Below are 23,898 nucleotides of genomic sequence, written 5' to 3' on the forward strand. Positions count from 1 at the left end.
CGGAAGTCAAATGAGCAACGCAGAGCCAGCCGAACATACACCCGAAACTCCGCCGATCGATCTCACTGCCTACTGGAAAGCCGGCGCCTTGTGGGAGGCGGAGTTGTATCGCAAGGAGCGTCGTTCCCGGAAAATCGCCTGGACCGTCGCGACGGTCGCGGGCATTTCTACACTGCTCAGCCTTTCGGCGCTCAATCTCCTCGTTCCGCTCAAGCAATTCGAGGCCGTGGTGGTGATCGCCGACAAGACGACGGGTTTCGTCGAGGTTGCCCGGTCCCTGAACGAGAGCAAGCTTTCCGAAAACGACGCGATCAAGACCGCCAACATCGTGCGCTATATCCGGGCGCGCGAGACCTATGATCCTCAGGCGCTGAAGGACAATTACGATCTCGCCCAGCTCTATTCGACCGGCCGGGCTTCGTCGGACCTGCGGCATGAATTCGAGCCGTCGAACCCGCAGTCGAAGGACAAGCTACTCGGCCGCACCACGCGCATCGCCGTCACAATCAAATCCGTCTCGTTCCTCAACTCCTCCACCGCGACCGTCCGCTTCTCCACGGAAACGCGGCGCGACAACACCCTGCGGCGCGAGCACTGGGTCTCGGTGGTCCGCTTCCGTTATACGACGGCTCCGCTCAAGAACGAATATCGCTTCGACAATCCGCTTGGCTTCCAGGTCGTGGAATACAGGCGCGACCAGGAATCGTTGCCAGAGGTGCTGCCGGCAGACAAGGCAGGGCGCTGATGCGGAAAGAAACCCTCGCCCTCGCAGCGCTGGCGCTCTTTGCCACGGCGTCCACATCCACAGCAGCCGATCCGCGCATCCGCTACATCACCTTCAACAACAATTCCGTCGTCACCGTACCGACGGGACTCGGCGTCTCGACGATGATCCAGCTCGGTAGCTCCGAGGTGATCGAGACGATCTCGGCCGGCGACACGGCCAGCTGGTCGATTGTCCCCAAAAAGGGCTCCGGCATCCTGTTCGTAAAGCCGCTGCGCGAAAACGCCGAGACTAACGTCAACATCGTCACCAACCAGCGCGTCTATGCCCTGCTGCTGAAGGGATCGGCTGCGGTCGACCTGCGCGCTGCGTTCCAGGTGCGGTTCAACTATCCAGACGAGGATGTCAATGCCCGGCTCCTGGCCGCCGCGCAGGAGAGTGCCAAGGATCCGCTGCTCAAGGATCTCGATCCGAGCCGCCTGAACTACGATTATGTGTTCAAGGGCGACACCAGCCTGAAGCCCCGCGTCGCCTTCGACGACGGCACGCATATGTATCTGGAGTTTCCCGATGAAATCCCCGCCATCTTCGTCGTCGAGGGCAAGCGCCAGGAATCGCTCGTCAACCTGCGCACCCAGGGCAAATACGTGGTGGTCGACAAGATAGCGGCACAGTTCACGCTGCGCGCCGGCGACAAGTGGCTTTGCCTTTATAACCGGCAGGCCAATCGCCAATCCTTCGATCTCATCGAGGACGCCTATGGACCGAAGCGCCTCGGCAGCAAAGAGGAGCGCCAGCGATGAGCAAGATCGATTTCGACCATCTCGACGGGCAAAGCAGCGTCGCCAGCGACCGCAACGGCCGTCTTGGAAAGCTCGCCCTCCCCGTGCTGCTTCTCGTCGGCGCTGGCGTGCTCGCCTATGTCAACTGGCCAGGCGGCCCGCAAACCGCCAACCTGACCGAAGGCACCGGCGAAACCTTCGAAACCTCGAACTCCAGCATCCGCGATTTCCCTGACGAGCCTGTAAAACAGGCGGCCGATCCAAACCTTGTGCAAATTCCGGTCGAGGAAAAGAAGCCGGTGGACTCCGCGACGGTCGACGTCACCGTCAATCAGGGCGACGATCTGGAAAAGCTGCGCCAGATTGAAGAGGAACGTCGCCGCGCGGAGGAAGACCGGCTTCGGGCGGAAGAGGCACGCCGGCGTGCCGAAGAGGACGCGAGGCTTGCCGCGCTAGAGGCAAAGCGCCTGGAAGATGAAGAGAAGGCGCGCTGGGAACGGCTACGCTCGGAACAGATCATCGTCGATGGTTCCGGCCGCGAGAGCCTGGCGGCCGGCGATCAGTCGGTGACGATCGCCGATGACGGCCAGCTCGTCGCCGTGCCGGGCGCGGAAAGCGATGCCAACAAGGCGTTTCTTGCCCAGTCGGAAAAGCAGACCGCCGGCATCGTCAAGGCAACACGGTTCGACCGGACCGACGCACTCGTCGCCCAGGGCACGATGATCCGAGGATTCCTGGAGACGGCGATCAATACGGACCTGCCCGGCATGGTGCGCGCGATCGTGCGCGAGGACGTCCGTTCGCTCGATGGCGCGCGCATCCTCATTCCGAAGGGCTCCCGCCTCATCGGGGAATACAAGTCCGGGCTGGCGCGCGGGCAGAAGCGCATCTTCGTCGTCTGGTCGCGGGTCATCCGCTCCGATGGCCTTTCCGCCGAGATCGCCTCGCCGGGCGCAGATCGGCTCGGCCGCGCCGGGCTGACCGGCGAGATCGACACGCATTTCTGGGAGCGCTTCGGCTCCGCGATCATGCTGTCGGTGATCGGCGGCGCGGCGGAATATGTTGCCGCGCTCGGCGATACCGCGACGGAAAGCGCCCGCTCGATCTCGACGGTCGATCCGATCACCGGTGCGGTCACGACAATCACCACCGAGCCGAGCCGCACGGCCGCCGAAGCCCGCTCGATCGCCGCAGAGAAGTCGTCCGCCATCCTCCAGGACATTGCCAACGAGGCGTTCAAGGAAAGCTCCAAGATCCCACCGACCATTTATGTCGCCCAAGGGGAGTCGATCATCGTCTATCTGCGGCGCGACCTCGATTTCTCCGCCTTCTACGCCGACCCGGTCCGGCAGGAAATGATGCGGCTGAAGCGTGGCGGGCAAATCCGCCGCAATGTCGATCCGACGCCCTATTATCCGGTGGCCCCGGTGTACAAATGAAGCAGTTTCCGTTTCTCGACAAAGCGCTGGAGCGGCTGAGGCCGCTTCTTTCGGATGAGCGCGTCTCCGAAATCTCGGTCAATCGCCCCGGCGAGCTGTTCGTCGAGCGCCTTGGCGTCGGCGGCATGGAACGCGTGGTCGATGCTCAATTTTCCGCCGAATGGATACGGACGCTGAGCGAGCGCGTCGCCGGCTCCACCAACCAGGTCGTCAACGAAGAGCATCCGATCCTGTCGGCGTCCCTCCCGACCGGCGAACGATTCCAGTGCGTCCTGCCGCCGGCCGCCCCCGATGGTGGCGCGATCTCGATCCGTAAGCAGGTCATCCATGACATCGGCCTGGATGTCTACAAGAGCCGTGGCACGTTCGAGCATACAAAGGTTGGTCGGCAGCTCATGCTTTCAGCGGCCGAGGAGGAACTTGCCGCCATGATGCAGGGCGATGTCGACGCCATGCTGTTTCTTCGGACTGCGGTGCGATCGCGGGTGTCGATCGCCGTCTCCGGCGGCACGTCGACCGGCAAGACCACGTTTCTCAACGCGCTCCTGAAAGAAGTGCCGGACGAGGAACGCATCATCACCATCGAGGACACACGCGAGCTGAAGCCGATCACCCCGAACACAGTCGCGCTGCTTGCCTCGAAGGGCGACCAGGGTCGCGCCAAGGTGACGCCGCAGGAATTGCTGGAAGCCTCGCTGCGCATGCGGCCGGATCGGTTGATGCTGGGCGAGCTGCGCGGCGCCGAAGCGTTTTCCTTCCTGCAGGCGATCAATACCGGCCACCCCGGCTCGTTGACGACGGTCCACGCCAACTCGGCACGTTCGGCCTATGACCGCCTGGCGCTGATGGTTATGCAGAGCGGCGTCGCGCTCGAGAAGCAGGAGATCATCGACTACCTGAAGGAGGTTATCCCTGTCGTCGTCCAGCTCGCGCGCCTTCCGGACGGCCGGCGCGTCGTGTCAGAAGTCGTCTTCACCAAGGGAGACACGCTATGAACCCGGCGATCCTGCTGTTCGGGCTGGTTATCGCTGCGGCTGCGGCCGCATTCGTCGCGTCCCTCGCCTATGCCGGCCTCTATTATGCCTTCGACAATTCGCCCTGGATGTTCCAGGTGCTGCAGGACGATATGCTGGCGTCGTATCGCGCGGCGCGGCTCGATCTCGCCGCCGGCGACTGGCACCGGCCGGCGATCGCGGCCGCGGCCGGTCTGCTCGCCGGCGGCGCCATGCTCGTCGCGGCCATGACCGGCAAGAAGAAATCCACGGATGCCCGATTTCTCAGCCCGCTGGAAGCCCGCGCCCTCGGTCTCACGCGCACCGGTGGCGTGTTCGTCGGTCGGATCGGCGGCAGCCTGATCAAGGTTCCGGGCGGCTTCACCCAGCGCGGCTCCGGCCGGCGGCGATTTCTCAAGCCGATGCTGTTTGGCGGCAAGAAGCTCTGGATCGACGGCGATGACGTCGGCGGCTTCGTTATCGGCCCGCCCCGGTCGGGCAAGGGCGCCTCGCTGATCGTGCCGAATTGCCTGCTCTGGCCGGACAGCATTGTCGTGCTCGACATGCGTGGCGAGACCTATGAGGCGACGGCCGGCTTTCGTTCGAAATTCTCCCGCGTCCTGCGTTTCTCGCCGGCCGACGAAAACGGTGACACCGAATGCTATAACCCGCTCGATTTTGTCGCGATCGATCCCGATCAGCGCGACATCGACATCAACTCGATCGCGACGGCACTGCTGCCGACGCCCAAGGGCGATGCCTACTGGATCTCCGACGCTCGCGCCCTGTTCGCCGGCCTCACCTCCTGGGTATTGGAGAACCCCGATATTTTCGACAAGGACAAAAACCTCGGCACGGTCCTCAATGTCGTCGAGGGCGGCGATCGACCGCTGCGGGAATGGCTGGAGGAGGTCGCCAACCCTGAGCTTCGCGCCACCTGGATCAGCTCCTTCACCTACACCACCCTTGCCCGCTTCGCCGTCATGGCCAGCAAGCAGTTCGATGGCGTTTATGGCTCCCTCGCCGCGGCCGTTCGGCCATTCAAGAATAATCGCATCCTGCGCGCGACGGCACGGTCGACCTTCGACATCCGGGCGATGCGCCGCGAGAATATGAGCCTCTATCTGGACTTCCGTATCCAGCAGATCGCCTCGATCGGGCCGATCTTCAACGTGCTGATGGTCCAGTTCATGGACTACATGTCGCGCAACCTGATGAAACGGGACGAGCGGCGCGTGCTGGTCCTGCTCGACGAATTCCAGAACCTGGGCAAGCTCGAAAACGCACTGACCGTCGCCACCGTCCTTGGCGGTTATGGCGTTCCCTGCTGGTTTTTTGTGCAGTCCCTGCGATCGATCGACAACGTCTATACACGCGAAGGGCGGCAGATCCTCGTCAACTCTGCCCGTGCTCAGATCTTCCTTGGCGCACAGGATCCCGAGGATCAGCGATACGTGTCGCAGTTGCTCGGCGAGCGCAAGGAAGTGACGGTCGACAAGGCGGTCTCGACCGGCGTGACGCTGTTTGACCGCAAGGGCGCGACGATGTCACACAAGACCACGATGCGCCCTCTCATGCGGCCGGATGAGTTGGGCGCGATGAACGAGACCCGCTGCATCATCAAGCTGCGCAATCAGCAGCCGATCTTTGGCCTCCGGAACTTCTATTATGCCGACAAGGACCTTCTGAAGCGGGCATGGCTGCAAATTCGGGTGCCATCGAGCAAAGCGGCGATTGATGGGCTAGCCAATGCCGGTATTGAGCGCTCGGAAATCATGGCGGTCCCCTCCAGCGCTTCCAAGATCAACTCGATACCAGGAGCGAAATTTGCTGCGAATTCCTCAGTCGCCATTATGATGCCGTCGAGCCTGCTGCAGGCCGAGCAAGCTCATGAAACGACGCACATAGCCGATCGAATGCAGGGCGCCCGGCAGAATAGCGAAGCGTCCACATCAGGTGATAATCCAGATTTCAAGTCGGCGCTGAAAGCAAGCGTCCAGCGAAAAGCCGAGGCCGAACAATCGATCGAGAAGATCTTGAAAATATTCTATAACTCCCCCGCGAGAAAGAGAGCGATCAAGAAGGTCCAAAAGGAAATCACGTCCGCGCTGGTCGACGACTGAGCCTGTTGTCACACGGTCTGCAGAACGAAATCCTGTCGCCGTCACGGACTAGCGAATATAGCTACCGCCGTTGACGTCGAGCGTGGCACCGTTCAGCGATTCCTGCGAGTAGCGCAGCACAAAGGCGACAAGCTCAGCGATTTCAGCTGGCTCGGTCATATCCCCTATTGGTATGGTATCCACAGTCTCTTCCTCGTCATGAGCGATATACTTCTCCGCCATCTCCGTGCGGACTAAACCCGGAGCGATGGACACTGCCATAACACCTTCCCGACCGAAACTGCTGGCGATCGATTTGGTGAGATTGATCAATGCGGCTTTGGTCGCGCCATGAGGTAGGATATCGGCGGCGGAGCCACGCTGACCGGCTTGGCTGGCCATATTGACGATGCGCCCACCACCTTCGGTTAGAAAATGCCGAATCGCCTCCCTGCAAAGATCGGCCGCTGCAAAGAGATTGAGTTGGAATTCCTTCTGCCACGCAGTCTTCCATGCCGCAGCCGAGCTCTCTATCGAAATTTCGGTAACGATACCCGCATTGTTGACAACGCTGTGAATACGCCCTGCAAAAGCAACGGCTTCCCGCCAAAGTTCGCACGATCCCTCCGCATCAGATAGATCCGCTTGCACAACAAAGCCGTGTCCGCCGATACGGGACAACAGGGCCTCCGCCGCAGCCACATCGTGGCAATAGTGGATAATCGGCCGCGCCCCCTCCAGGGCAAGGCGCTCCACAATAGCTGCCCCTATGCCACCCGATGCCCCCGTGACTAGCACGGTCTGTCCCTGCAAAGGCCTATCTGAATATCGCTCCAACATATGACTCCTTCCCGGATTTCCGCAAACGCTCTGAACCAAGAGAAAATACAAACGCCCGCCAAGTCCGAACCGCGCCCCAATTTCAGGACCCCGTCGAACTGACGAGGCTCGACCGAACACAACCAACGAAACCATGGCCACCTGTCGGCGGGGAAACAGGCCTCTATTTAGGCACGAAGGCACGACAGAATACGAAGTCGAGCGAAACGAAACGAAAAATGAGGCGGTAAGCCTTTGCTGAACAACGGAAAGTTTTTTCTCCCTCCGCCGAACGATGGCAGTGATTTTAAGGAAACGTTCAAGCGCTTGGCCGCAGCGGGCGCGGGACGGCCTATAGAAAACGATGGATTTCCAGCTGGGCCATGGACGCCGGAGCTGCTTGCAGAGGCGATCTCGCAGATTGACGCCAACAAGATTGGTGTCGATCTGCGCACCGTTCAGCTATGGTTCCAGGAAAATGACAAGGGAATTAGCTCCGCCAACATTCGTTGGTTGGCAAGGATTTTTGGGTGCGATGATCCGGTAGCAACCGGTGAATGGCAGGTGGAGTTGAGCAAAGCCCAAGCCCGATTAACGACCAAGAGGCGCGAGGGCAGGAAGGCGGGAACGAACGTGCTTGCAGCAGGGCCAGAAATGCCGCCGACCGCAGCCGCTTCTACCACATCATCCTCCGCGGAGCTGGTAAAGGATATTGGTGCCACGCGGAGAGTCCGGCGCTTAAGTCTGGCGACAAGATCGGAAGCGCTTTTTAGTTGCGAATTCTCTTTAAACCTACCAGCTTCGGTGTTCGCAGGCGCTACCGCTCTTGGATTTTTGTCTTATGTCACAGGGATCCACAGCGCGACTTATGATCGGTCGGATGGCGTTGTTAAGCAGATCGGGTTTCTTTGGGCCCCGAATTGGACATTCGTCTTCATGGTCCTCCTCCCCCTATTCTTCTTACTAGTGACCGAACTTCTGGTCTTTTGGAAGGTCAAGGGACGCACAAAGCTCGCAAAGCACAAAGACCCGATGGAAGGCCACCGTGCCTGGATGAGCAATGTAGAAAGCTCCTCCGCTACTTACAGGGCGGTGTTCCTCGTTTGCATCTTGTTCGCTGGATTGTCTCAGTGGATCGAAGTGTGTTTGATCCCGCTTATGAATGGCAACGGCGAATATGCCATAGATTGGGGGAAATTGGCGATCGTCCGTCCTGACGTAATATCAGTGCCAGAAGAGGTATTATTCACCGCTTCCGCCTACCTTTACATGGCAATTTCCTTCTACATTTTCTTTGCCGGCTTGATTCTGCTTTATACTATCGCGCACGATTGTTGGCGAATTGGAAGGAGCTTGGAAGATGAGGCAATGGGCAATCAGCAATCCGACTTAAACGAGGTCGGTCAGGTGGTGATACGCACAATTTTTCGGTGTACCATTTTGGGGGTATTGGTCGGCATATGCATGAAAGGTCAGAGCTCGTACCTGACATCGACCGAAAAGAACATCGCGGCGTGGCTGATCAACGACATGTCATCCGCAATTCAAGGACGTAGCAGCATCAACGATACAATCGGCTATAGAACGCCGACACACTACAGCAGCCTTCTGGTCGTGACATCAACCTGCATTGTGTTTTTGTTTGGACTGATCCGGCTCGGCCTCGCAAACTGGTCTGATATAACCTTGTGGAAGATGGCGACGATCATCGCGCTTCTCGTTGCGGGCTACTTGTTTACCGGGGCTTTTACTGGCTTCTCGATACTTTTGGGCTTGGGAGTGATTTTCGCGCTTTACGGCCTATTTGATCCGGGATTCGGTCGAGAACGGGCGAGTGAGAAAGGACCGATTCCGAATGCTCCTTAATTGGCTAGATCACTGGGATGAACAGCGCGCGCAGCGTGGTGAGGTCGGAAAGGAAACCGCGATCTTCACGCTTGATGCGGAGCGCGCCTTTTCACTCGCGAGCGGAGTACGAGACATCAACGAATTTTGCTTTCTGGCGGACCAGGCCGTTGCTGATCGCGCTTTCTTCGATGAGCCGAACGGATGCAGCCAAGGTTTTCAGAGGAAAGACATGTGGATCACATTTCCCTCGGACATCTCGACTGACATTGACGAAAATAATTTCGTGTCGGCGAAGCTCACCGAAAGTGGATCGCTCGATCATGCTTTAGTGGTATTCCACCATTGGAATGCAAGCACACGGAATAGTCAGATTGCCAAGTTTTTTTCGCGGCGCGGCATTACAGTTATTGAGATTGCTATGCCATATCACTTTGAACGCAGTCGGCCAGGTTCCTCCTACGCCGATTATATGCTCAGCGCGAATCTCGGCCGAACAATCCAATCTGTACGGCAGGCGGTATGGGACGGTCGAAAACTCATTCGTTGGTTGAAGAATGAAGGCTATAGAAAAATCTCAGTTCTAGGTATGAGCCTGGGCTCCTGGGTTGCAGGACTTGTTGCAGCGCACGACACGACGGTCTCCAAAGCCTCGTTATTTCTAACGGCAGGGAGTTTAGCAGATATGGTTTGGACCGGTCGCGCCACGCGACCGATACGACATGGCCTTGAGCCTGATATTGAGCTCTCTGATCTCAGGAGAGCTTGGGGACCACTTAACATGGAGAATTACGCGGATCGCTTGGCACGACCTGATCTCCATCTCCAGGTTGTGCTGGCTAAGAGAGACAAAGTGGTTCTCCCAGTGTTATCGGAGAGATTCATCAAGAGGCTGGCCGCCGCTGGCGCAAGACCACGTGTCTTGCAATTGAACTGTGGTCACTATTCTCTCGCCACACCGCCTTACATTTTAATAGCAGGCTTGAGCTTGAAACGGTTTCTTTCCTGTGCAGACCAATCCAACCATGGAAGTTAAATCTGGTGTTTGACGCCTAAAGTACCCACATGACGCAATGTCGAGATGGCCGAGAGCGTACGGTATTAAACTGATGGGGTGATGCCCCCTCCGGCCGGCATCAGCGTATGTTGCCTGCTCAGCGCCATGGTGGCGCTTACGGAGGAGAGGCAGATGACAACAGTCACATTCTGGCGATCGACCTCGCGAAGCGGAGCTTTCAGCTTGCCAACAAGAGCAGGGTCTCGCCCATTGCTTCACCTGCGCAAACGCGCATATCTAACCATAAAACTCCAGCCACAAAGGGATGAAGGTCCGGAGTCACAGCAGAAGAGCAAATTAGGATGTCCGTCCAGAAAACATGCTTCTATTTTATTCTCTCGTCAATCACAGTTGCGTTCATCTGGCTTCTCTTGCCTTATTACAGCGCCATTTTCTGGGCAATGGTCCTTGCAATCGTTTTTTACCCGGTTCAGGAAGTACTGGTTCGTAGCTGCGGTGGAAAGAGAAACATCGCCGCACTGCTAACGGTCGTGATCTGCGTATGTTTGGTCATCGTACCTTCTTTCGTAATTCTCGGATCCCTCGTTCAAGAAGGGAGCAATCTGTACAGAAAGTTGAGTACTGAGGAATTCGATATTGCCGGTTATGTTACAAACCTGCACACCATCCTCCCAGCGTTTCTGAAAGACTGGCTGGCGTCGCTGCAAATCGGGAGTATCGAACAAATTCGCGAAAAGATTTCGACAGCCGCCCTGCAGGCAAGCCAGCTTGTTGCCACCCACGTTTTCAGCTTCGGACAGAACACCCTTCAGCTTTTTGTCAGCTTCGGAATTACACTCTATCTCCTTTTTTTCTTATTTAGGGACGGGCCGGAGATTGGTCGGACTTTTCGCAAGGCAATGCCGCTCAGCGATGATCACGCGGAGCATTTTCTGCGGAAATTCACAGCTGTCGTCCAAGCGACAATAAAGGGAAACGTGATCATCGCCCTGACACAGGGTGCAGTTGGTGGTCTGGTATTCTGGGCCCTTGGGATTCAAGCAGCATTGTTATGGGGCATGGTTATGGCGTTCTTTTCCATGCTGCCGGCGGTGGGAGCGGCGATCGTGTGGATTCCGGCCGCGATCTGGCTGATCTTGTCCGGCATGTGGATAAAGGGTTTAATTTTAATCTTGGTCGGTGTCTTTGTTATTGGACTGATCGATAACCTCCTGCGACCGCCGCTTGTCGGCAAGGGAACGCACCTGCCGGACTATGTGATCCTCGTATCGACAGTAGGAGGCATGTCGTTGTTCGGCATTAACGGGTTTGTGATCGGCCCGTTGATCGCGGCGATGTTTATTGCGGCGTGGTCGCTTTTCGCAAAGGAACAGGAAATTTATTGCCCACGCCCTGACAACGATGCTGCTCCGGCATTGCTCAATCGAGAGTAGCCGCAACAAGCTTGAACGGAGAAGCCAAAGTCGCACCCACTGAATTCAACGCAAAAACTCCCGCACGGTTGAGCCGGCTACCCTCTCCATCGCGGCCTGCTGTCACGTCTTGTCATCGATACCCTTTTTAAGAACAACGGTGAAGTCAAACGGTGTTGTCATCAATTGTTGACTAGTGCACGGGTTGGGTAGTAATCGTAAATGACGGCGCAACGGCGCGCAGTTCTCCCAACTGGATCGGCGGGCCTCGTTCTTTAGGCGTTGCCACCGGTTTGGTGAAGCCGCATGGGCAGGCCGCGTGGGGAGAGATCATGGAAATTGATGCGAACGAATTGTCGTTGATCGACCGCTACTGGCGAGCTTCCAATTATCTGTCGGTCGGACAGATTTACCTGCTCGACAATCCGTTGCTGAAAGAGCCGCTAAAGCCTGAACACGTCAAGCCGCGCCTGCTCGGACATTGGGGCACCACGCCCGGCCTCAATTTCATCTACGCGCATCTCAATCGCATCATCCGTGCCCGCGACGAGCACATCATTTACATCTGCGGCCCCGGCCATGGTGGGCCTGGCATGGTTGCCAGTACATATCTTGAAGGCGTCTACAGCGAGATCTATCCGGAAATCGGCGAGGATGAGGCCGGAATGCGCAAGCTGTTCCGGCAGTTTTCGTTCCCGGGCGGCATTCCCAGCCATGTAGCCCCTGAAACACCAGGCTCCATCCATGAGGGCGGCGAATTGGGCTATGCGCTGGTGCATGCCTATGGGGCGGTGTTCGACAATCCCGGTCTCGTCGCTGCCTGCGTGGTCGGCGACGGCGAAGCTGAAACCGGCCCGCTGGCGGCTGCATGGCACTCCAACAAGTTTCTCAATCCGCTTTCGGACGGCACGGTGTTGCCAATCCTACATCTCAACGGCTACAAAATCGCCAATCCTACTGTCCTTGCGCGCCTCTCTGATGAGGAATTGACGCATCTGTTCACCGGCTACGGCTATGAGCCGTTCTTTGTTGAAGGCAGTGAGCCAGAAGACATGCATCGCAAGATGGCGGCAACGCTGGACGCGGTGTTCGATCGCATTGCTGGCATCCGCGAGAAGGCCAGGTCGGATTCGGCGGTGCGTCCACGCTGGCCGATGATCATACTGCGCAGCCCGAAAGGCTGGACTGGACCGAAAGAAGTCGATGGAAAGATTGTCGAGGGGCACTGGCGTTCGCACCAGGTTCCGGTGGCCAATTGCCGCAACGACGAGGGACACCGCCGCATTCTGGAAGAATGGATGCGCAGCTATGATCCCACCGACCTCTTCGATGCACAAGGCACGCTGAAACCCGAGCTTCGGGCCCTCTCGCCAGAGGGTGACAGGCGCATGGGCGCCAATCCCCATACCAATGGTGGCCTCCTGCGCAAAGAGCTGATAACGCCGGATATCCGGGCCTATGCGGTCGCAATATCCGCACCGGGGGGCGTAGAGGAGCAATCCACGAAAATCCTCGGCGATTATCTGCGCGATACGCTGAGCCTCAATGCAGAAAACCGGAACTTCCGGATTTTTGGTCCTGACGAGACTGCGTCCAACCGACTGCAAAGCGTTTTCCAGGTAACGGATCGCGTATGGATGGCCGAAAGGCTCGACACGGACGATCACCTCGCGCCCGAAGGGCGGGTTATGGAGGTGCTATCGGAGCATCTATGCCAAGGATGGCTAGAAGGTTATCTGCTGACCGGGCGCCACGGATTTTTCTCGTGCTACGAGGCCTTCATCCACATCGTCGATTCGATGTTCAACCAACATACCAAATGGCTGAAGACCTCCCGCGAACTACCTTGGAGGAAGCCAGTTTCCTCGCTCAACTATCTGCTGACCTCACATGTATGGCGACAGGATCATAATGGATTCTCGCACCAGGACCCCGGTTTCGTGGATCTGGTTGCCAACAAGAGCTCGGATATCGTTCGCGTCTATCTGCCACCAGACGCCAATACGCTGCTATGGGTTGGCGATCATTGCCTGAAGACTTGGGACCGGGTCAATGTCATTGTCGCCGGCAAACAACCGGCACCACAATGGCTGACCATCGAGGATGCGGTAAAGCATTGCGAGGCGGGCCTTGGCATATGGGACTGGGCGGGCACTGAGGAAGGGCTGGATCCGGATGTGGTAATGGCCTGCGCCGGAGACGTGCCCACCATTGAAACGCTTGCCGCTGTCGATATCCTGCGTCAGGCGCTACCGCGTCTGCGCATTCGTGTGGTCAACGTCGTTGACCTGATGGCGCTGCAAGCGCCGCAGCACCATCCGCACGGCATCTCCGATGAGGAATTCGACCGAATATTCACGCGTGATCGACCGGTGATCTTTGCCTATCATGGCTACCCCTATCTGATCCATCGCCTGGTCTACAAACGCGCCAATCACCCCAATTTCCACGTTCGCGGCTTCATCGAGGAAGGCACCACGACAACACCTTTCGACATGGCGGTTCTCAACGAGCTGGACCGCTTCCATTTGGCGATAGAAGCCGTCGAGAGGCTACCCGTATTGCGAGAGAAGGCAGAGCCGATCCTGGCCACGCTCCGGGAGAAGCTAGTGGAGCACAAGAGCTTCGTCTGTGAGCACGGTGAAGACATGCCGGAAATCCAGAATTGGAAGTGGCCCTATGCCGCCGCGCTACCAGCGAACTAGCAAAACCTCCTAGAAGCCCACACCATATTAGGGCGGCCGCAACGCCCGCCGGCTCTATTCAGAGCATCAGGAATACGGATTTGATTGACGCAATTAGAGGCTCCACTCGCGAGCAGAGATTGATCCTGCCGATGCCGGGGAATGAAGATTTTTCGGTGGAACTTGCCCGACGTGCCAACTACGAACTGGGCGCGCTCGAAACAAGGCGATTTCCTGACGGGGAAAGCTACTCGCGCATCGCATCGGACGTTCGTGGGCGCAGTGTCTACATCGTGTGCAGCCTGTCCCAACCCGATGACCAGTTCCTCTCGCTGGCCTTTACGGCTGACGCGGTACGAGAACTCGGCGCAGCGCGTGTGCATCTGATCGCGCCCTATCTTTGCTACATGCGGCAGGATACGCGCTTTCAGCCTGGAGAGGCCGTGACCTCGCGCACATTCGCACGCCTTCTTTCCTCGCTTTTCGACAGCCTCACAACAGTTGACGCCCATTTGCACCGCTATAAAACGCTCGGTGAAGTTTACTCGATCCCTGCCTTTAACCTCCATTCTGCGCCAGTCATGGCTGAATGGATCGGTAAGAACGTCACCGCTCCTTTCCTGATCGGCCCCGATGAGGAAAGTGCGCAGTGGATCGAAAGCATCGCGTCCGTTTCCGGAGCGCCCTTCGCTGTCCTGCGTAAAACGCGGCATGGCGACCGGAATGTCGTAATCGAGGTGCCTGACCTCTCCGCCTGGAAAGACAGGCAACCTATCCTTGTGGACGATATCGCGTCTTCTGGCCGTACCCTCATCGAAGCCGCCCGACAGATTGCCTCCCAAGGCCTCAAGAAGCCGGTTTGCGCCGTGGTGCACGGGCTATTGGCAGCAGAGGCCTATGCAGAACTCTCCGTTCTGGCAAGCAGGGTCGTATCGACGAACTCCATCCCCCATCCAAGCAACACCATATCGCTGATCGACACGTTTCTGGCGGCGATCGAAACCCGCGCAGACCAACAAACCAAATGAATGCGTTCAGCTCTTAGGAGCGGACCTGACACGAAAGTCTTGACATGCTCAAACTCAAATCACTCGGTGCGGCCGGTACAGTAACTGGAGCGAAGCATCTTCTGGAATTCGATAGTCACCGGATTCTCATCGACTGCGGTCTCTTCCAGGGTCTCAAAAACCTTCGCGAGCAGAACTGGGAGCCGCTGCCAGTTCCGCCGCGTGATATCGACGCCGTGATCCTGACGCATGCGCACCTCGACCACTCCGGCTACCTGCCGCGGCTGGTCCGTGATGGTTTTCGCGGTAAGATATATGCGACGGAAGCCACGCGGGATGTAGCGGAATTGATTCTCAAGGACAGCGCCTTCCTGCAAGAGAAAGACGCGGACTTTCTGAATCAGCACCACTTGTCCAAGCATCAGCCTGCCTTGCCTCTTTACGGTATCAGGGATGCACAGAGGGCGCTGGAGCACTTTACAACAGTCGATTTCAACGAGGTCATCGAGCTTCGCAACGGCGTATCCCTGCAATTCCGCCACGCCGGTCACATCCTCGGTGCGGCAAATGCCGAGATTCAGTGGGGAGGCACCCGCATGATGTTTTCGGGAGACATCGGCCGTTATGGCGATCCGCTATTCCCGGATCCGGTATCCGGAGGGAACGTCGATTACATCATGGTCGAATCGACCTATGGCAACCGCGTGCACTCAGATGAAGATCCAGCCGAAGCGCTCGCTACGGTGGCGGAACGAACAATCAAACGCGGCGGCACGCTTATCATCCCCGCCTTTGCCGTAGGGCGGGCCCAGGAATTGCTTTACCACTTCTGGAAGCTGAAATCTGCTGGCCGTCTCGGCTCCGTTCCCATTTTCCTGGACAGCCCCATGGCGATCGATGCGACGGAACTCATGAGCCGTCATTCGCAGCATCACCGTCTCGATCATGAAACTTGCCGCAAGGCTTTTGGAATAGCCCGCTACACCGATGATGTGGAGGCGTCGAAGGCAATCACTGCGAACCCGTTCCCGAAGATCGTGATCTCTGCATCGGGCATGGCAACGGGCGGCCGTGTTCTGCATCATCTGAAGACGTTCGGGCCAGATCCGAAAAACACCATATTGTTGTCCGGCTTCCAGGCAATGGGAACACGCGGACACGCGCTCCAGCAGGGCGCGAAGGAACTGAAAATTCACGGCATGTGGGTTCCGATCAATGCGGAGGTCGCGCAGATCGGCATGTTGTCCGCCCACGCGGACAGCAATGAGCTCATGCGCTGGCTTTCTGGCTTCAACGAACCGAAACGCGTGTTCATCGTGCATGGAGAGCCGGACGCCTCGGAAGCTCTACGCGTGAGGATCAAACGCGAACTTGGTTGGTCGAGTGTCGTCCCTCGGCAAGATCAGGAATTCCAATTGTGAACTCTGTGAGATCGTCTCACCCACCATTGCGGGCGCGCAGGTTGGGGCTTCATGCACAGCACCAGGCGATTGTCGTCATGCGAACGGATTGTCCTGCCTGCAAATCTGAAGGATTGACGGCACGCTCGCATATTCAGGTGCGAGCCGGCAACAAATGCATTCAGGCCGAATTGTTGCAGATTGATACCGAGTTGCTGCCGATGGGCGATATAGGCCTCTCGCAGGCAGCATGGGAGCTCTTGGCTGTTCAGGATGGGGACGAGGTCGAAATCAGCCATCCTCCCGCCCTCAGCTCTCTGGCACATGTGCGAAGCCGGATTTTTGGCCAGCGGTTCGATCGGACCGGCCTGGACGCGATCATCGCGGATGTGGTTGCTCATCGCTACACCGACGTCCATCTCGCCGCTTTCCTGACCGCAAGCGCTACGCCGCCACTCGATCTGAAGGAAACCATTGATCTCACAGGCGCGATGATTGCCGCCGGTCAACGCCTAAAGTGGGACACTGCAGTTGTTATTGACAAGCATTGCATAGGCGGTCTTCCAGGAAATCGCACGACGCCGATTGTGGTTGCCATTGCCGCGGCCAACGGTCTGATCATGCCGAAGACATCATCGCGGGCGATAACGTCACCTGCCGGAACCGCAGATACAATGGAAACGCTGGCACCGGTGAACCTCGATATTGCAGGCATCCGCCGTGTCGTCCAAGCGGAGGGAGGATGCATAGCCTGGGGCGGGGCGGTACAACTCAGTCCCGCCGACGATATTTTCATTCGGGTTGAACGCGACCTCGACATAGACACGGAAGGGCAACTCGTTGCATCCGTGCTTTCCAAGAAAATCGCCGCTGGATCCACTCACGTCGTAATCGATATTCCAGTCGGACCGACTGCCAAAGTTCGAACGACAGCGGCAGCAGACAGCCTTGCGCAAACGCTGGTTGCGGTCGGCGAACACTTTGGCCTTGCAGTCACCTGTATGAAAACAGACGGTTGCCAGCCGGTCGGCATGGGCATCGGCCCGGCACTTGAGGCGCATGATGTCCTTGCCGTTCTTCAAAATACTCCGGGCGCACCCATGGATTTACGCGAGCGTGCTGCTGCGCTGGCGGGCGCAGCACTCGAAATCGCAGGCGTGGCAGCAAACGGTGGCGGCAAATCTCTTGCGTGCGAAACACTTGACAGTGGTGCTGCCTGGGACAAATTCCGCCGGATCTGCACAGCGCAAGGAGGTATGCGCTCCCCTGGTCATGCTGAACACATCCAGACCATCCGCGCAAAACATGATGGAGTGGTTGTATCAATCGATAACCGAAATCTGGCGCGCGTCGCCAAACTTGCAGGCGCTCCACAATCGTCCGTCTCTGGAATCCGTTTGCTCTCGAAACTGGGAGATGCTGTGGTTAAAGAGCAGCCGATTTTCGAGATCCATACCGCCGTTCAGGGCGAATTAATATATGCGGCAGAATTCTTGCAGCAGATGGGTGACGTAATTCAAATCGAGTCCACCTGATTTAGGCAAGACGATCCTCCGTATTCACAATCGTTTAGCCATACGCTTCAACTATTTTTATTTACCAGCGGTGATTAATTGACGAAATACATTCAACTTTAGTCACAGGATCGGGGTCCGGAAAGAACTGGCAGCCTATAATTTTTTTATTATCCTGCCGCGCCTTCAGTCTACCGCGACCAACTATCATTGCGGCCCAAGCTTAACGACCATATGTATTATCGGACTGAAGAAGTGGGCAAAGGATCGTTGATCTTCGGCTGGCACGCCTGTGGCTATGATCGAGCCGCAGCACCTGGAAGTCATTACCTGCACGCTTGAGAAAGGGTCTTATACGGCCGCTCACTGATCAAAACCCATAGGCCCATTCTCTGCGCCCGATCGACATGATGCGCCAGGGCTGGCTTTCGAGCTTCCGCCAGGCATCGCAGCAATGATCGACGATGTCGTCGTATGATTTGAAGACGCGGTTTGATAGTACGCATCCGGGGAAGGACGCCTTGCTGTTTTGAGAATTTTGGTGAGGCTCCGGCTATATCGACGTCAATATAGCCAGTGTTTTACCCATGGATATCATTCGCAGCGGTCGCCCGCAGATCAGTCGGCTGGAGATTGTAGAGAAAGGTCGTCGCCGGCACTTTAGTGACGAAGCCAAGCTGGCGATTGTCGCGGAGAGCTATAGCGGACCCCAGCAGGTATCGGCGACGGCTCGTCGCCATGAGATTACGCGCTTTCAGTTGAATAGCTGGCGCAAGGCGGTGCGGGAAGGACGGCTCGGGGGTGGTTCATTGGCTGGTTTCGTTCCCGTTGTTGCGGATTATGACGCGGCGGCCGAGCATCCTGTTCCGGTTGCTGATCTGGAGCCTTCGGCGTCTGGTTCTGGTCGCATGGAGGTCGTGATCGCGAACGGCCGGCGCGTTGTTGTCGACCGTGATGTCGATGTGGATGCGTTGCTGCGGATCGTCCGTGGCCTTGAGGGGCTGGAATGATCGCGATCCCGACAGGTGTTCGGGTTTGGCTTGCGACGGGCTATACGGATATGCGGTGTGGGTTCCCGTCGCTGGCGCTGCGGGTGCAGGAGGTGCTGAAGCATGACCCGTTGGGTGGCCACCTGTTCTGCTTCAGAGGCAAGCGCGGCGATCTGGTCAAGATCGTTTGGCACGATGGTCAGGGTGCCTGCCTGTTTACGAAAAAGCTGGAACGAGGAAGGTTCATTTGGCCTTCGGCCGAAGGTGGCGCGGTGGCAATCTCGTCGGCACAGCTCTCCTACCTGCTCTCCGGAATTGATTGGCGCGCGCCTCAGGAAACTTGGCGACCAACGCGAGTATGATTGCATTTAAGCATTGAGATTATTGGGAAATCTGGTTGAATGTCGTCATGACATTGCCGCCGCTTTCCCTGCCTTCGGACCTTACCAGCGCCCATGCGGCGCTGCTGGCCGAGCGCGCGGCGCGTGTGCAGGCCGAGGCGGAAGCCGCCAATGCAAAGGCGCGGTTGTCGAGCACCGAGGCGCTGATCGCACATCTGCAATTACTGATCGGCAAGCTGGAACGGGCCAAGCACGGGCCGAGTCGTGAGCGCACCCAGCGGCTGATCGACCAGTTGGAATTGCAGCTCGAAGAACTCGCCGCGTCGGCGACCGAGGACAAACTGGCGGCCGAAGAGGCCACGGCCAAAACGCAGGCGGTGCGTGCCTTCACGCGTAAACGGCCAGTGCGCCAGCCCTGGCCGGAGGATATCGAGTGCGAGCGCATCGTCCTCGACGCGCCGACAGCCTGCGCTTGCTGTGGTGGATCGCGGCTATCGAAGCTGGGCGAGGACATCACGAGAACGCTGGAGGAGATCCCGCGCCGCTTCAAGGTGATCGAGACGGTGCGCGAAAAATTTACCTGCCGCGATTGTGAGGCGATCAGCCAGGCTCCCGCGCCGTTCCATGCCACACCGCGCGGCTTTATTGGCCCGAACCTTCTGGCGACGATCGTCTTCGACAAGTTCGGGCAGCATATCCCGCTGAACCGGCAGCGCACCCGGTTCAAATGCGAGGGCATCGACCTGTCGACCCAGACGTTGGCCGATCAGGTCGGCCACGTCGCCTTCGCCCTCAAACCGGTCTTCGACCTGATCGAGACGCATGTGTTCCAGGCCGAGCGGCTTCACGGCGACGACACGACGATCCCGATCCTGGCAAAGGGCCAATGCACGACCGGGCGAATATGGGTTTACGTGCGTGACGATCAGCCATTCGCCGGGCCTGCACCACCGGCTGCGGTCTTCTATGCTTCCAGCGATCGGCGCGGCGAGCACCCGCAACGGCATCTGGCCGACTTCAGCGGCATCCTTCAGGCTGATTGCTACAACGGCTTCAATCCGTTGTTCGACCGGACGAGAAAGCAAATGCCGGCAACGCCCGCCTTCTGCTTCGCCCATGCGCGCCGGAAGTTCTTCGAACTGGCCGATGTCGCGCGAAACGCCCGGCGCGGCAAAGGGGCCAAGCCGATCTCGCCGGCGGCCCTCGAAGCCGTCAAGCGCATCGATGCCCTGTTCGCCATCGAGCGCGATATCAACGGCCAGAGCGCGGCAGAGCGGCTTGCCGTCCGGCAGGAGAAGAGCAAGCCCTTGCTGAACGATATGGAGGAATGGTTGCGCGCCGAGCGGGGCGGCCTCTCGCGTTCATCGCCGGTGGCTGGGCCGATCGACTACATGCTGTCGCGCTGGGCCGACTTTGCCCGCTATGCCGACGACGGCAGGATCTGCATGACCAACAATTGCGCGGAAAGAGCGTTGCGCGGTGTGGCTTGCGGAAGAAAGGCCTGGCTCTTCGCCGGTTCCGACCGTGGCGCCGATCGCGCGGCCATCATGCTCACGCTCATCATGACCGCACGGCTGAATGACGTGGATCCCAAGGCTTGGCTCGCCGATATCCTTGCTCGTATCGCTGACCTGCCGATCTCGCGTCTGCCGGAATTGCTTCCGTGGGAGTGGAAGCGGCTACGCCAGGGTGAAAGTCCAGCCCTCATGCTGGCGGCCTGACGATGGCAGCTTCCCTGGTCCGTTTGAAGGTTACTCTTGATCATGTCGAACCAACGGTGATGCGGCGCATTGTCGTGCCCTGGCGCATCCGGCTCAGCCGATTGCATGAGGTCTTGCAAGCCGCGATGGGCTGGACGAATACCCACCTCTACGAGTTCCAGATCCGCGATGTCGGTTTTGGTTTGCCCGACCAGGAATGGGGGGATGGCCCAATCGATGCGCGCAAGGTCTCGCTCCTGTCGGCAATCCAGGACACCGGCGCGAAATCCTTCAAATACCACTACGACTTCGGTGACGGCTGGACGCACAGCATCAAGATCGAGCGCACGTTCCCCATCGTTGCGCTGGCAGACCCCATGCTGATCGAGGCGACGGGGCGCTGCCCGCCGGAAGACGTCGGCGGCCCTTGGGGATACCAGGAGTTCCGCGAGGCGCTTGCCGATCCCGCTCATGAGCGGCACGCCGAGCTTGCCGAATGGTGGGGCGCCAAAGACTTCGACCCGAACCATGCTGCGTTCGCCGACCTCAACAGAGCCGTTGAACACCTGGTCGCAAAATGGGCGCGTCGATCACGCCGGAAAACCTGACGGTCCGCTACGCCACGCCCCCCAACTCCGAACCGAACCTCACCACCATAAACCGGTTGGTTCTCATCCGCGCGCGCAGATACCGCGTGGCTGTTCGGATGCTTACGTTTGATAACCAGTTGTCGCGCATGAAATGCCAGAGGTTTTCGACCGGGTTCAGCTCCGGCGATTTCGGCGGGAGTGGCAGAATGGTGATGTTTTCGGGCACGACGAGATTGTTGGACATGTGCCAGCCTGCCTGATCCATGATGAGGATAGCGTGCGCGTCGGCATCGACGTGTCGGGCGATTTCGGCCAGATGTGTCAATGCCGCGTGAATTTTCCCCAGAAGTTGCCGAAGTAAAATTCCCCACTTATGCCGACGTGGACGTCAAGGAGAACTGAGGATTTTTCGGGGGCCGCCCGCGTGGCTTTTGAGGCGGGGCGAAAGCCGGTGGTGCGATGAGGGCTTTGGATCTGACATGCTCCGGCATGAGTTCGGCATGCTGGCGCAACCGGTAGCTGGATCCTTCGATCTGCACGACAACGGCGTGGTGAAGCAGTCTGTCGAGCAGCGCCGTTGCGACGACAGGATCGCCAAAGACATCGCCCCATTCTGCAAAGCCGCGGTTTGATGTCAGGATCATTGCCCCCCGTTCGTATCGTGCATTGACGAGTTGGAAGAACAGATTGCCGCCGCCCGAGACGACCGGCAGATAGCCGATCTCATCGACGATCAGCAGGCTTGGCCTGCAGAAGAAGCGAATGCGCTCCTGGAGCCGACCTTCCCGTTCGGAACGCGCAAGCGAACCGATCAGGTCAGCGAGCGTCGTGAAGTACACGCTCTTTCCAGCTTTCACGGCTTCGACGCCCAGCGCTGTGGCAAGATGGCTCTTTCCCGTTCCCGGTGGGCCGAGGAAATGAACTGCCTCGTGACGGTCGACGAACCCGAGCTGCGCCAGGGTAAAGATGCGATCTCGGTCGAGCGAGGGTTGGAACGTAAAGTCGAAGCCGGCTAGCGTTTTGATCGTTGCAAGCCTGCCCATTCGCAGGGCGGTCTTGATGCGGCTGTTCTCGCGCAGCGTTAGTTCCTCGGACAGGAGGATGTCGATGGCCTCAAGTGCCGATAGTTCACCGTGCTCGAGGCGGCGCACGACATGGTCGAGAGCTTCCAGCGCCCGTGGCATCTTCAGGCCGACGAGATCATGACGGATGCGATCGATCATGGACGGAATGGCATCGAGGGTCGCGCTCATGGGCGGTTCTCCTGTGCCAGGACTTTGCCCACAGCGTCGTAAAAGGCGAGAGATCGCTGAAGTACGGTGTCGCCGGCAGGCTTGACGATAATGGCGTCGTCCCGTGTCCTGGACCGATGTTGCGGCACGAGTGCTCGTCGATGGTCAGGATGAACCCGGCGCTGTTTACGACCCTCCAGGACAGGATGGGCTGCGATCAGGATGCCGTTTTCGAAGATGCGGACCTCGTCGGCGAGAGAATGGACTTCCACCATTCGGCTTCGTGTAGCATCCGGAACGCTGTAGGTGTTTCCGCCGACGCTGACCATACCTTCGCGCGACACGCGGCGTTCCAGCTTCAGGACGGATTTGAACGGGGCCAGCGGTAATGGTCGCAGGTGCGGCCGTTCCTCGGCGAAGGCTTCATTGATGACGCGCAGGGTCGTGGCGTGCTTCCTTGGATTGGCGACGATATCCAGCCAATGCCGAAGCTGAGCATTCAAATCATCGAGGTTACGGAAAGATCGGGCGAGGAAGAAGTCTTCGCGAATATAACGGAATGGCCGCTCGACCTTGCCCTTGGTCTTGGCACGATACGGTTTGCAGGCCTTGGGATGGAATCCGTAATGGCGCGCCAGGTCTATGAGGGCACGGTTATAGACGATGCCCTCTGTCTGGCCTTCACCGATGACGGCCGTCTTCATCCGGTCGTAAAGCACCTCCCTGGGAGCGCCACCAAGAGCCTCGAAGGCCGCGATATGGCAACGCAGGACGGTCGGTAGGTTCTGATGCATGACGAAACGCGCCCAGATGAGGCGGCTATGACCCAGCACCATCGAGAACAGCCAGACGATCCTCGGCGTCATCGGTTCGTCGGTGAAAACGACGTGGAACTGGGCGAAGTCGACTTGGGCCTGCTCTCCGGGCGGCGTCTCGAAACGAACTTCGAAGCCCTGACTTGCAGCAGGGCGCACATCACGGAGAAAATCCGTCACAGCCGTGTAGCCGCCGGTATAGCCTCGCTCGCGCAGTTCTCGAAGCAATCGACTGCCGGTCAAACCGGGATAGGATTTGACCCGCTCCCGTAGGTATGAAGCGAACGGGTCGATAACCGTTGCCCGAGGCTTTCTTGGACCATAGGCCGGAGCTTCGAGGCCCCGCTCAATGTATTTGCGCACCGTCTTGCGATCGATACCGGTTTCTCTGGAAATTGCCGACACCGTCAGGCCCTGCTGATGCAGATCCAGGATCATGATCGTCTCCCTCAGCTTGATCACCAACATCCCCCTTCCGACCATCGGAAGGAGT

Annotated in this window: 19 protein-coding genes and 2 pseudogenes; 16 read left to right on the plus strand and 5 right to left on the minus strand. The window is 58.4% G+C overall.

Annotation, left to right across the window (positions count from 1 at the left end; translation table 11 throughout):
* The first annotated feature begins 10 nt into the window (after nt 1-10).
* The 5 genes from shn_RS32120 to shn_RS32140 are packed head-to-tail and all read left to right on the plus strand — an operon-like array spanning nt 11 to nt 6,060.
* Complete coding sequence (locus tag shn_RS32120) at nt 11-745, plus strand: virB8 family protein (protein WP_050746490.1); 735 nt, start codon at nt 11-13, stop codon at nt 743-745.
* Nucleotides 745-1,527 (plus strand): TrbG/VirB9 family P-type conjugative transfer protein, encoded by a 783-nt coding sequence (locus tag shn_RS32125; RefSeq protein WP_084438718.1) that lies wholly within the window; start codon nt 745-747, stop codon nt 1,525-1,527. Before shn_RS32120 ends, shn_RS32125 begins: the two co-directional genes overlap by 1 nt.
* The gene (gene virB10, locus shn_RS32130; protein WP_050746492.1) at nt 1,524-2,945 is read left to right on the plus strand and encodes a type IV secretion system protein VirB10; all 1,422 of its coding nucleotides are present in this window, start codon (nt 1,524-1,526) and stop codon (nt 2,943-2,945) included. The genes shn_RS32125 and virB10 overlap by 4 nt, the downstream gene beginning before the upstream one ends.
* Nucleotides 2,942-3,940 carry a P-type DNA transfer ATPase VirB11 gene (gene virB11, locus shn_RS32135; protein WP_050746493.1) on the plus strand — a complete coding sequence of 333 codons (999 nt, stop codon included), beginning with the start codon at nt 2,942-2,944 and terminating at the stop codon, nt 3,938-3,940. The genes virB10 and virB11 overlap by 4 nt, the downstream gene beginning before the upstream one ends.
* Complete coding sequence (locus tag shn_RS32140) at nt 3,937-6,060, plus strand: type IV secretory system conjugative DNA transfer family protein (protein ID WP_050746494.1); 2,124 nt, start codon at nt 3,937-3,939, stop codon at nt 6,058-6,060. Before virB11 ends, shn_RS32140 begins: the two co-directional genes overlap by 4 nt.
* 48 nt (nt 6,061-6,108) lie before the next feature.
* Here shn_RS32140 and shn_RS32145 read toward each other — a convergent pair whose 3' ends face one another.
* Entirely contained in the window at nt 6,109-6,879 is a 771-nt protein-coding gene (locus shn_RS32145; protein ID WP_050746495.1) for an SDR family NAD(P)-dependent oxidoreductase, read from the minus strand.
* A gap of 234 nt (nt 6,880-7,113) precedes the next feature.
* Here shn_RS32145 and shn_RS32150 point away from each other — a divergent pair, with 234 nt between their 5' ends.
* The 7 genes from shn_RS32150 (at nt 7,114) to shn_RS32175 (ending at nt 17,759) form a co-directional block, all read left to right on the plus strand.
* Nucleotides 7,114-8,724, plus strand: coding sequence for an RcgA family putative transporter (locus shn_RS32150; RefSeq protein WP_050746496.1), 1,611 nt, complete (start codon nt 7,114-7,116; stop codon nt 8,722-8,724).
* Nucleotides 8,714-9,739 carry an RcgR family putative quorum lactone hydrolase gene (locus shn_RS35495; protein ID WP_082342782.1) on the plus strand — a complete coding sequence of 342 codons (1,026 nt, stop codon included), beginning with the start codon at nt 8,714-8,716 and terminating at the stop codon, nt 9,737-9,739. The genes shn_RS32150 and shn_RS35495 overlap by 11 nt, the downstream gene beginning before the upstream one ends.
* Nucleotides 9,740-10,062: 323 nt before the next feature.
* Nucleotides 10,063-11,154: an AI-2E family transporter gene (locus shn_RS32155; RefSeq protein WP_050746968.1), complete on the plus strand. Its 1,092-nt coding sequence runs from the start codon at nt 10,063-10,065 to the stop codon at nt 11,152-11,154.
* A gap of 311 nt (nt 11,155-11,465) precedes the next feature.
* On the plus strand, nt 11,466-13,838 hold the full coding sequence (locus shn_RS32160) for a phosphoketolase (RefSeq protein ID WP_050746969.1): 2,373 nt from the start codon (nt 11,466-11,468) through the stop codon (nt 13,836-13,838).
* Between the two features lie 131 nt (nt 13,839-13,969).
* Complete coding sequence (locus shn_RS32165) at nt 13,970-14,845, plus strand: ribose-phosphate pyrophosphokinase (protein WP_050746971.1); 876 nt, start codon at nt 13,970-13,972, stop codon at nt 14,843-14,845.
* Nucleotides 14,846-14,889: 44 nt separating this feature from the next.
* Nucleotides 14,890-16,245 (plus strand): MBL fold metallo-hydrolase RNA specificity domain-containing protein, encoded by a 1,356-nt coding sequence (locus shn_RS32170; RefSeq protein ID WP_050746970.1) that lies wholly within the window; start codon nt 14,890-14,892, stop codon nt 16,243-16,245.
* A 77-nt stretch (nt 16,246-16,322) separates the two neighbouring features.
* Nucleotides 16,323-17,759 (plus strand): thymidine phosphorylase family protein, encoded by a 1,437-nt coding sequence (locus tag shn_RS32175; RefSeq protein WP_245290314.1) that lies wholly within the window; start codon nt 16,323-16,325, stop codon nt 17,757-17,759.
* A 349-nt stretch (nt 17,760-18,108) separates the two neighbouring features.
* Here the strand turns inward: shn_RS32175 and shn_RS37300 are convergent.
* A pseudogene (locus shn_RS37300) lies at nt 18,109-18,237 on the minus strand (IS630 family transposase); the annotation flags it as partial.
* Between the two features lie 88 nt (nt 18,238-18,325).
* Between shn_RS37300 and shn_RS32180 the strand changes: the two are divergent.
* The 4 genes from shn_RS32180 to shn_RS32195 are packed head-to-tail and all read left to right on the plus strand — an operon-like array spanning nt 18,326 to nt 21,376.
* Nucleotides 18,326-18,748: a transposase gene (locus shn_RS32180; RefSeq protein ID WP_064334523.1), complete on the plus strand. Its 423-nt coding sequence runs from the start codon at nt 18,326-18,328 to the stop codon at nt 18,746-18,748.
* Nucleotides 18,745-19,089 carry an IS66 family insertion sequence element accessory protein TnpB gene (tnpB, locus tag shn_RS32185; RefSeq protein WP_050746938.1) on the plus strand — a complete coding sequence of 115 codons (345 nt, stop codon included), beginning with the start codon at nt 18,745-18,747 and terminating at the stop codon, nt 19,087-19,089. The genes shn_RS32180 and tnpB overlap by 4 nt, the downstream gene beginning before the upstream one ends.
* A gap of 47 nt (nt 19,090-19,136) precedes the next feature.
* Nucleotides 19,137-20,789 (plus strand): IS66 family transposase, encoded by a 1,653-nt coding sequence (locus shn_RS32190; RefSeq protein WP_050746941.1) that lies wholly within the window; start codon nt 19,137-19,139, stop codon nt 20,787-20,789.
* 2 nt (nt 20,790-20,791) lie between these two features.
* A complete protein-coding gene (locus shn_RS32195) occupies nt 20,792-21,376 on the plus strand; it encodes a plasmid pRiA4b ORF-3 family protein (RefSeq protein ID WP_050746939.1) in 585 nt (194 codons plus the stop codon).
* Nucleotides 21,377-21,467: 91 nt separating this feature from the next.
* Here the strand turns inward: shn_RS32195 and shn_RS32200 are convergent.
* The 3 genes and pseudogenes from shn_RS32200 to istA form a co-directional block, all read right to left on the minus strand.
* Nucleotides 21,468-21,695: pseudogene (locus tag shn_RS32200) on the minus strand (transposase); the annotation flags it as partial.
* A gap of 34 nt (nt 21,696-21,729) precedes the next feature.
* On the minus strand, nt 21,730-22,611 hold the full coding sequence (istB, locus tag shn_RS32205; protein WP_050746940.1) for an IS21-like element ISRel3 family helper ATPase IstB: 882 nt from the start codon (nt 22,609-22,611) through the stop codon (nt 21,730-21,732).
* Complete coding sequence (istA, locus tag shn_RS32210) at nt 22,608-23,867, minus strand: IS21 family transposase (RefSeq protein ID WP_050746942.1); 1,260 nt, start codon at nt 23,865-23,867, stop codon at nt 22,608-22,610. Before istA ends, istB begins: the two co-directional genes overlap by 4 nt.
* Nucleotides 23,868-23,898 lie beyond the last annotated feature (31 nt).

Origin of the sequence: Shinella sp. HZN7, assembly GCF_001652565.1 — a bacterium.
Classification (GTDB): Bacteria; Pseudomonadota; Alphaproteobacteria; order Rhizobiales; family Rhizobiaceae; genus Shinella; species Shinella granuli.

Excerpts from the sequence above, each read along its gene's own strand:
- shn_RS32120 (WP_050746490.1), top strand. The coding sequence starts at position 11 with ATGAGCAACGCAGAGCCAGCCGAACATACACCCGAAACTCCGCCGATC.
- shn_RS32125 (WP_084438718.1), top strand. The coding sequence starts at position 745 with ATGCGGAAAGAAACCCTCGCCCTCGCAGCGCTGGCGCTCTTTGCCACG.
- virB10 (WP_050746492.1), top strand. The coding sequence starts at position 1,524 with ATGAGCAAGATCGATTTCGACCATCTCGACGGGCAAAGCAGCGTCGCC.
- virB11 (WP_050746493.1), top strand. The coding sequence starts at position 2,942 with ATGAAGCAGTTTCCGTTTCTCGACAAAGCGCTGGAGCGGCTGAGGCCG.
- shn_RS32140 (WP_050746494.1), top strand. The coding sequence starts at position 3,937 with ATGAACCCGGCGATCCTGCTGTTCGGGCTGGTTATCGCTGCGGCTGCG.
- shn_RS32145 (WP_050746495.1), bottom strand. The coding sequence starts at position 6,879 with ATGTTGGAGCGATATTCAGATAGGCCTTTGCAGGGACAGACCGTGCTA.
- shn_RS35495 (WP_082342782.1), top strand. The coding sequence starts at position 8,714 with ATGCTCCTTAATTGGCTAGATCACTGGGATGAACAGCGCGCGCAGCGT.
- shn_RS32155 (WP_050746968.1), top strand. The coding sequence starts at position 10,063 with ATGTCCGTCCAGAAAACATGCTTCTATTTTATTCTCTCGTCAATCACA.
- shn_RS32160 (WP_050746969.1), top strand. The coding sequence starts at position 11,466 with ATGGAAATTGATGCGAACGAATTGTCGTTGATCGACCGCTACTGGCGA.
- shn_RS32165 (WP_050746971.1), top strand. The coding sequence starts at position 13,970 with ATGCCGGGGAATGAAGATTTTTCGGTGGAACTTGCCCGACGTGCCAAC.
- shn_RS32170 (WP_050746970.1), top strand. The coding sequence starts at position 14,890 with ATGCTCAAACTCAAATCACTCGGTGCGGCCGGTACAGTAACTGGAGCG.
- shn_RS32175 (WP_245290314.1), top strand. The coding sequence starts at position 16,323 with ATGCGAACGGATTGTCCTGCCTGCAAATCTGAAGGATTGACGGCACGC.
- shn_RS32180 (WP_064334523.1), top strand. The coding sequence starts at position 18,326 with ATGGATATCATTCGCAGCGGTCGCCCGCAGATCAGTCGGCTGGAGATT.
- tnpB (WP_050746938.1), top strand. The coding sequence starts at position 18,745 with ATGATCGCGATCCCGACAGGTGTTCGGGTTTGGCTTGCGACGGGCTAT.
- shn_RS32190 (WP_050746941.1), top strand. The coding sequence starts at position 19,137 with ATGACATTGCCGCCGCTTTCCCTGCCTTCGGACCTTACCAGCGCCCAT.
- shn_RS32195 (WP_050746939.1), top strand. The coding sequence starts at position 20,792 with ATGGCAGCTTCCCTGGTCCGTTTGAAGGTTACTCTTGATCATGTCGAA.
- istB (WP_050746940.1), bottom strand. The coding sequence starts at position 22,611 with ATGAGCGCGACCCTCGATGCCATTCCGTCCATGATCGATCGCATCCGT.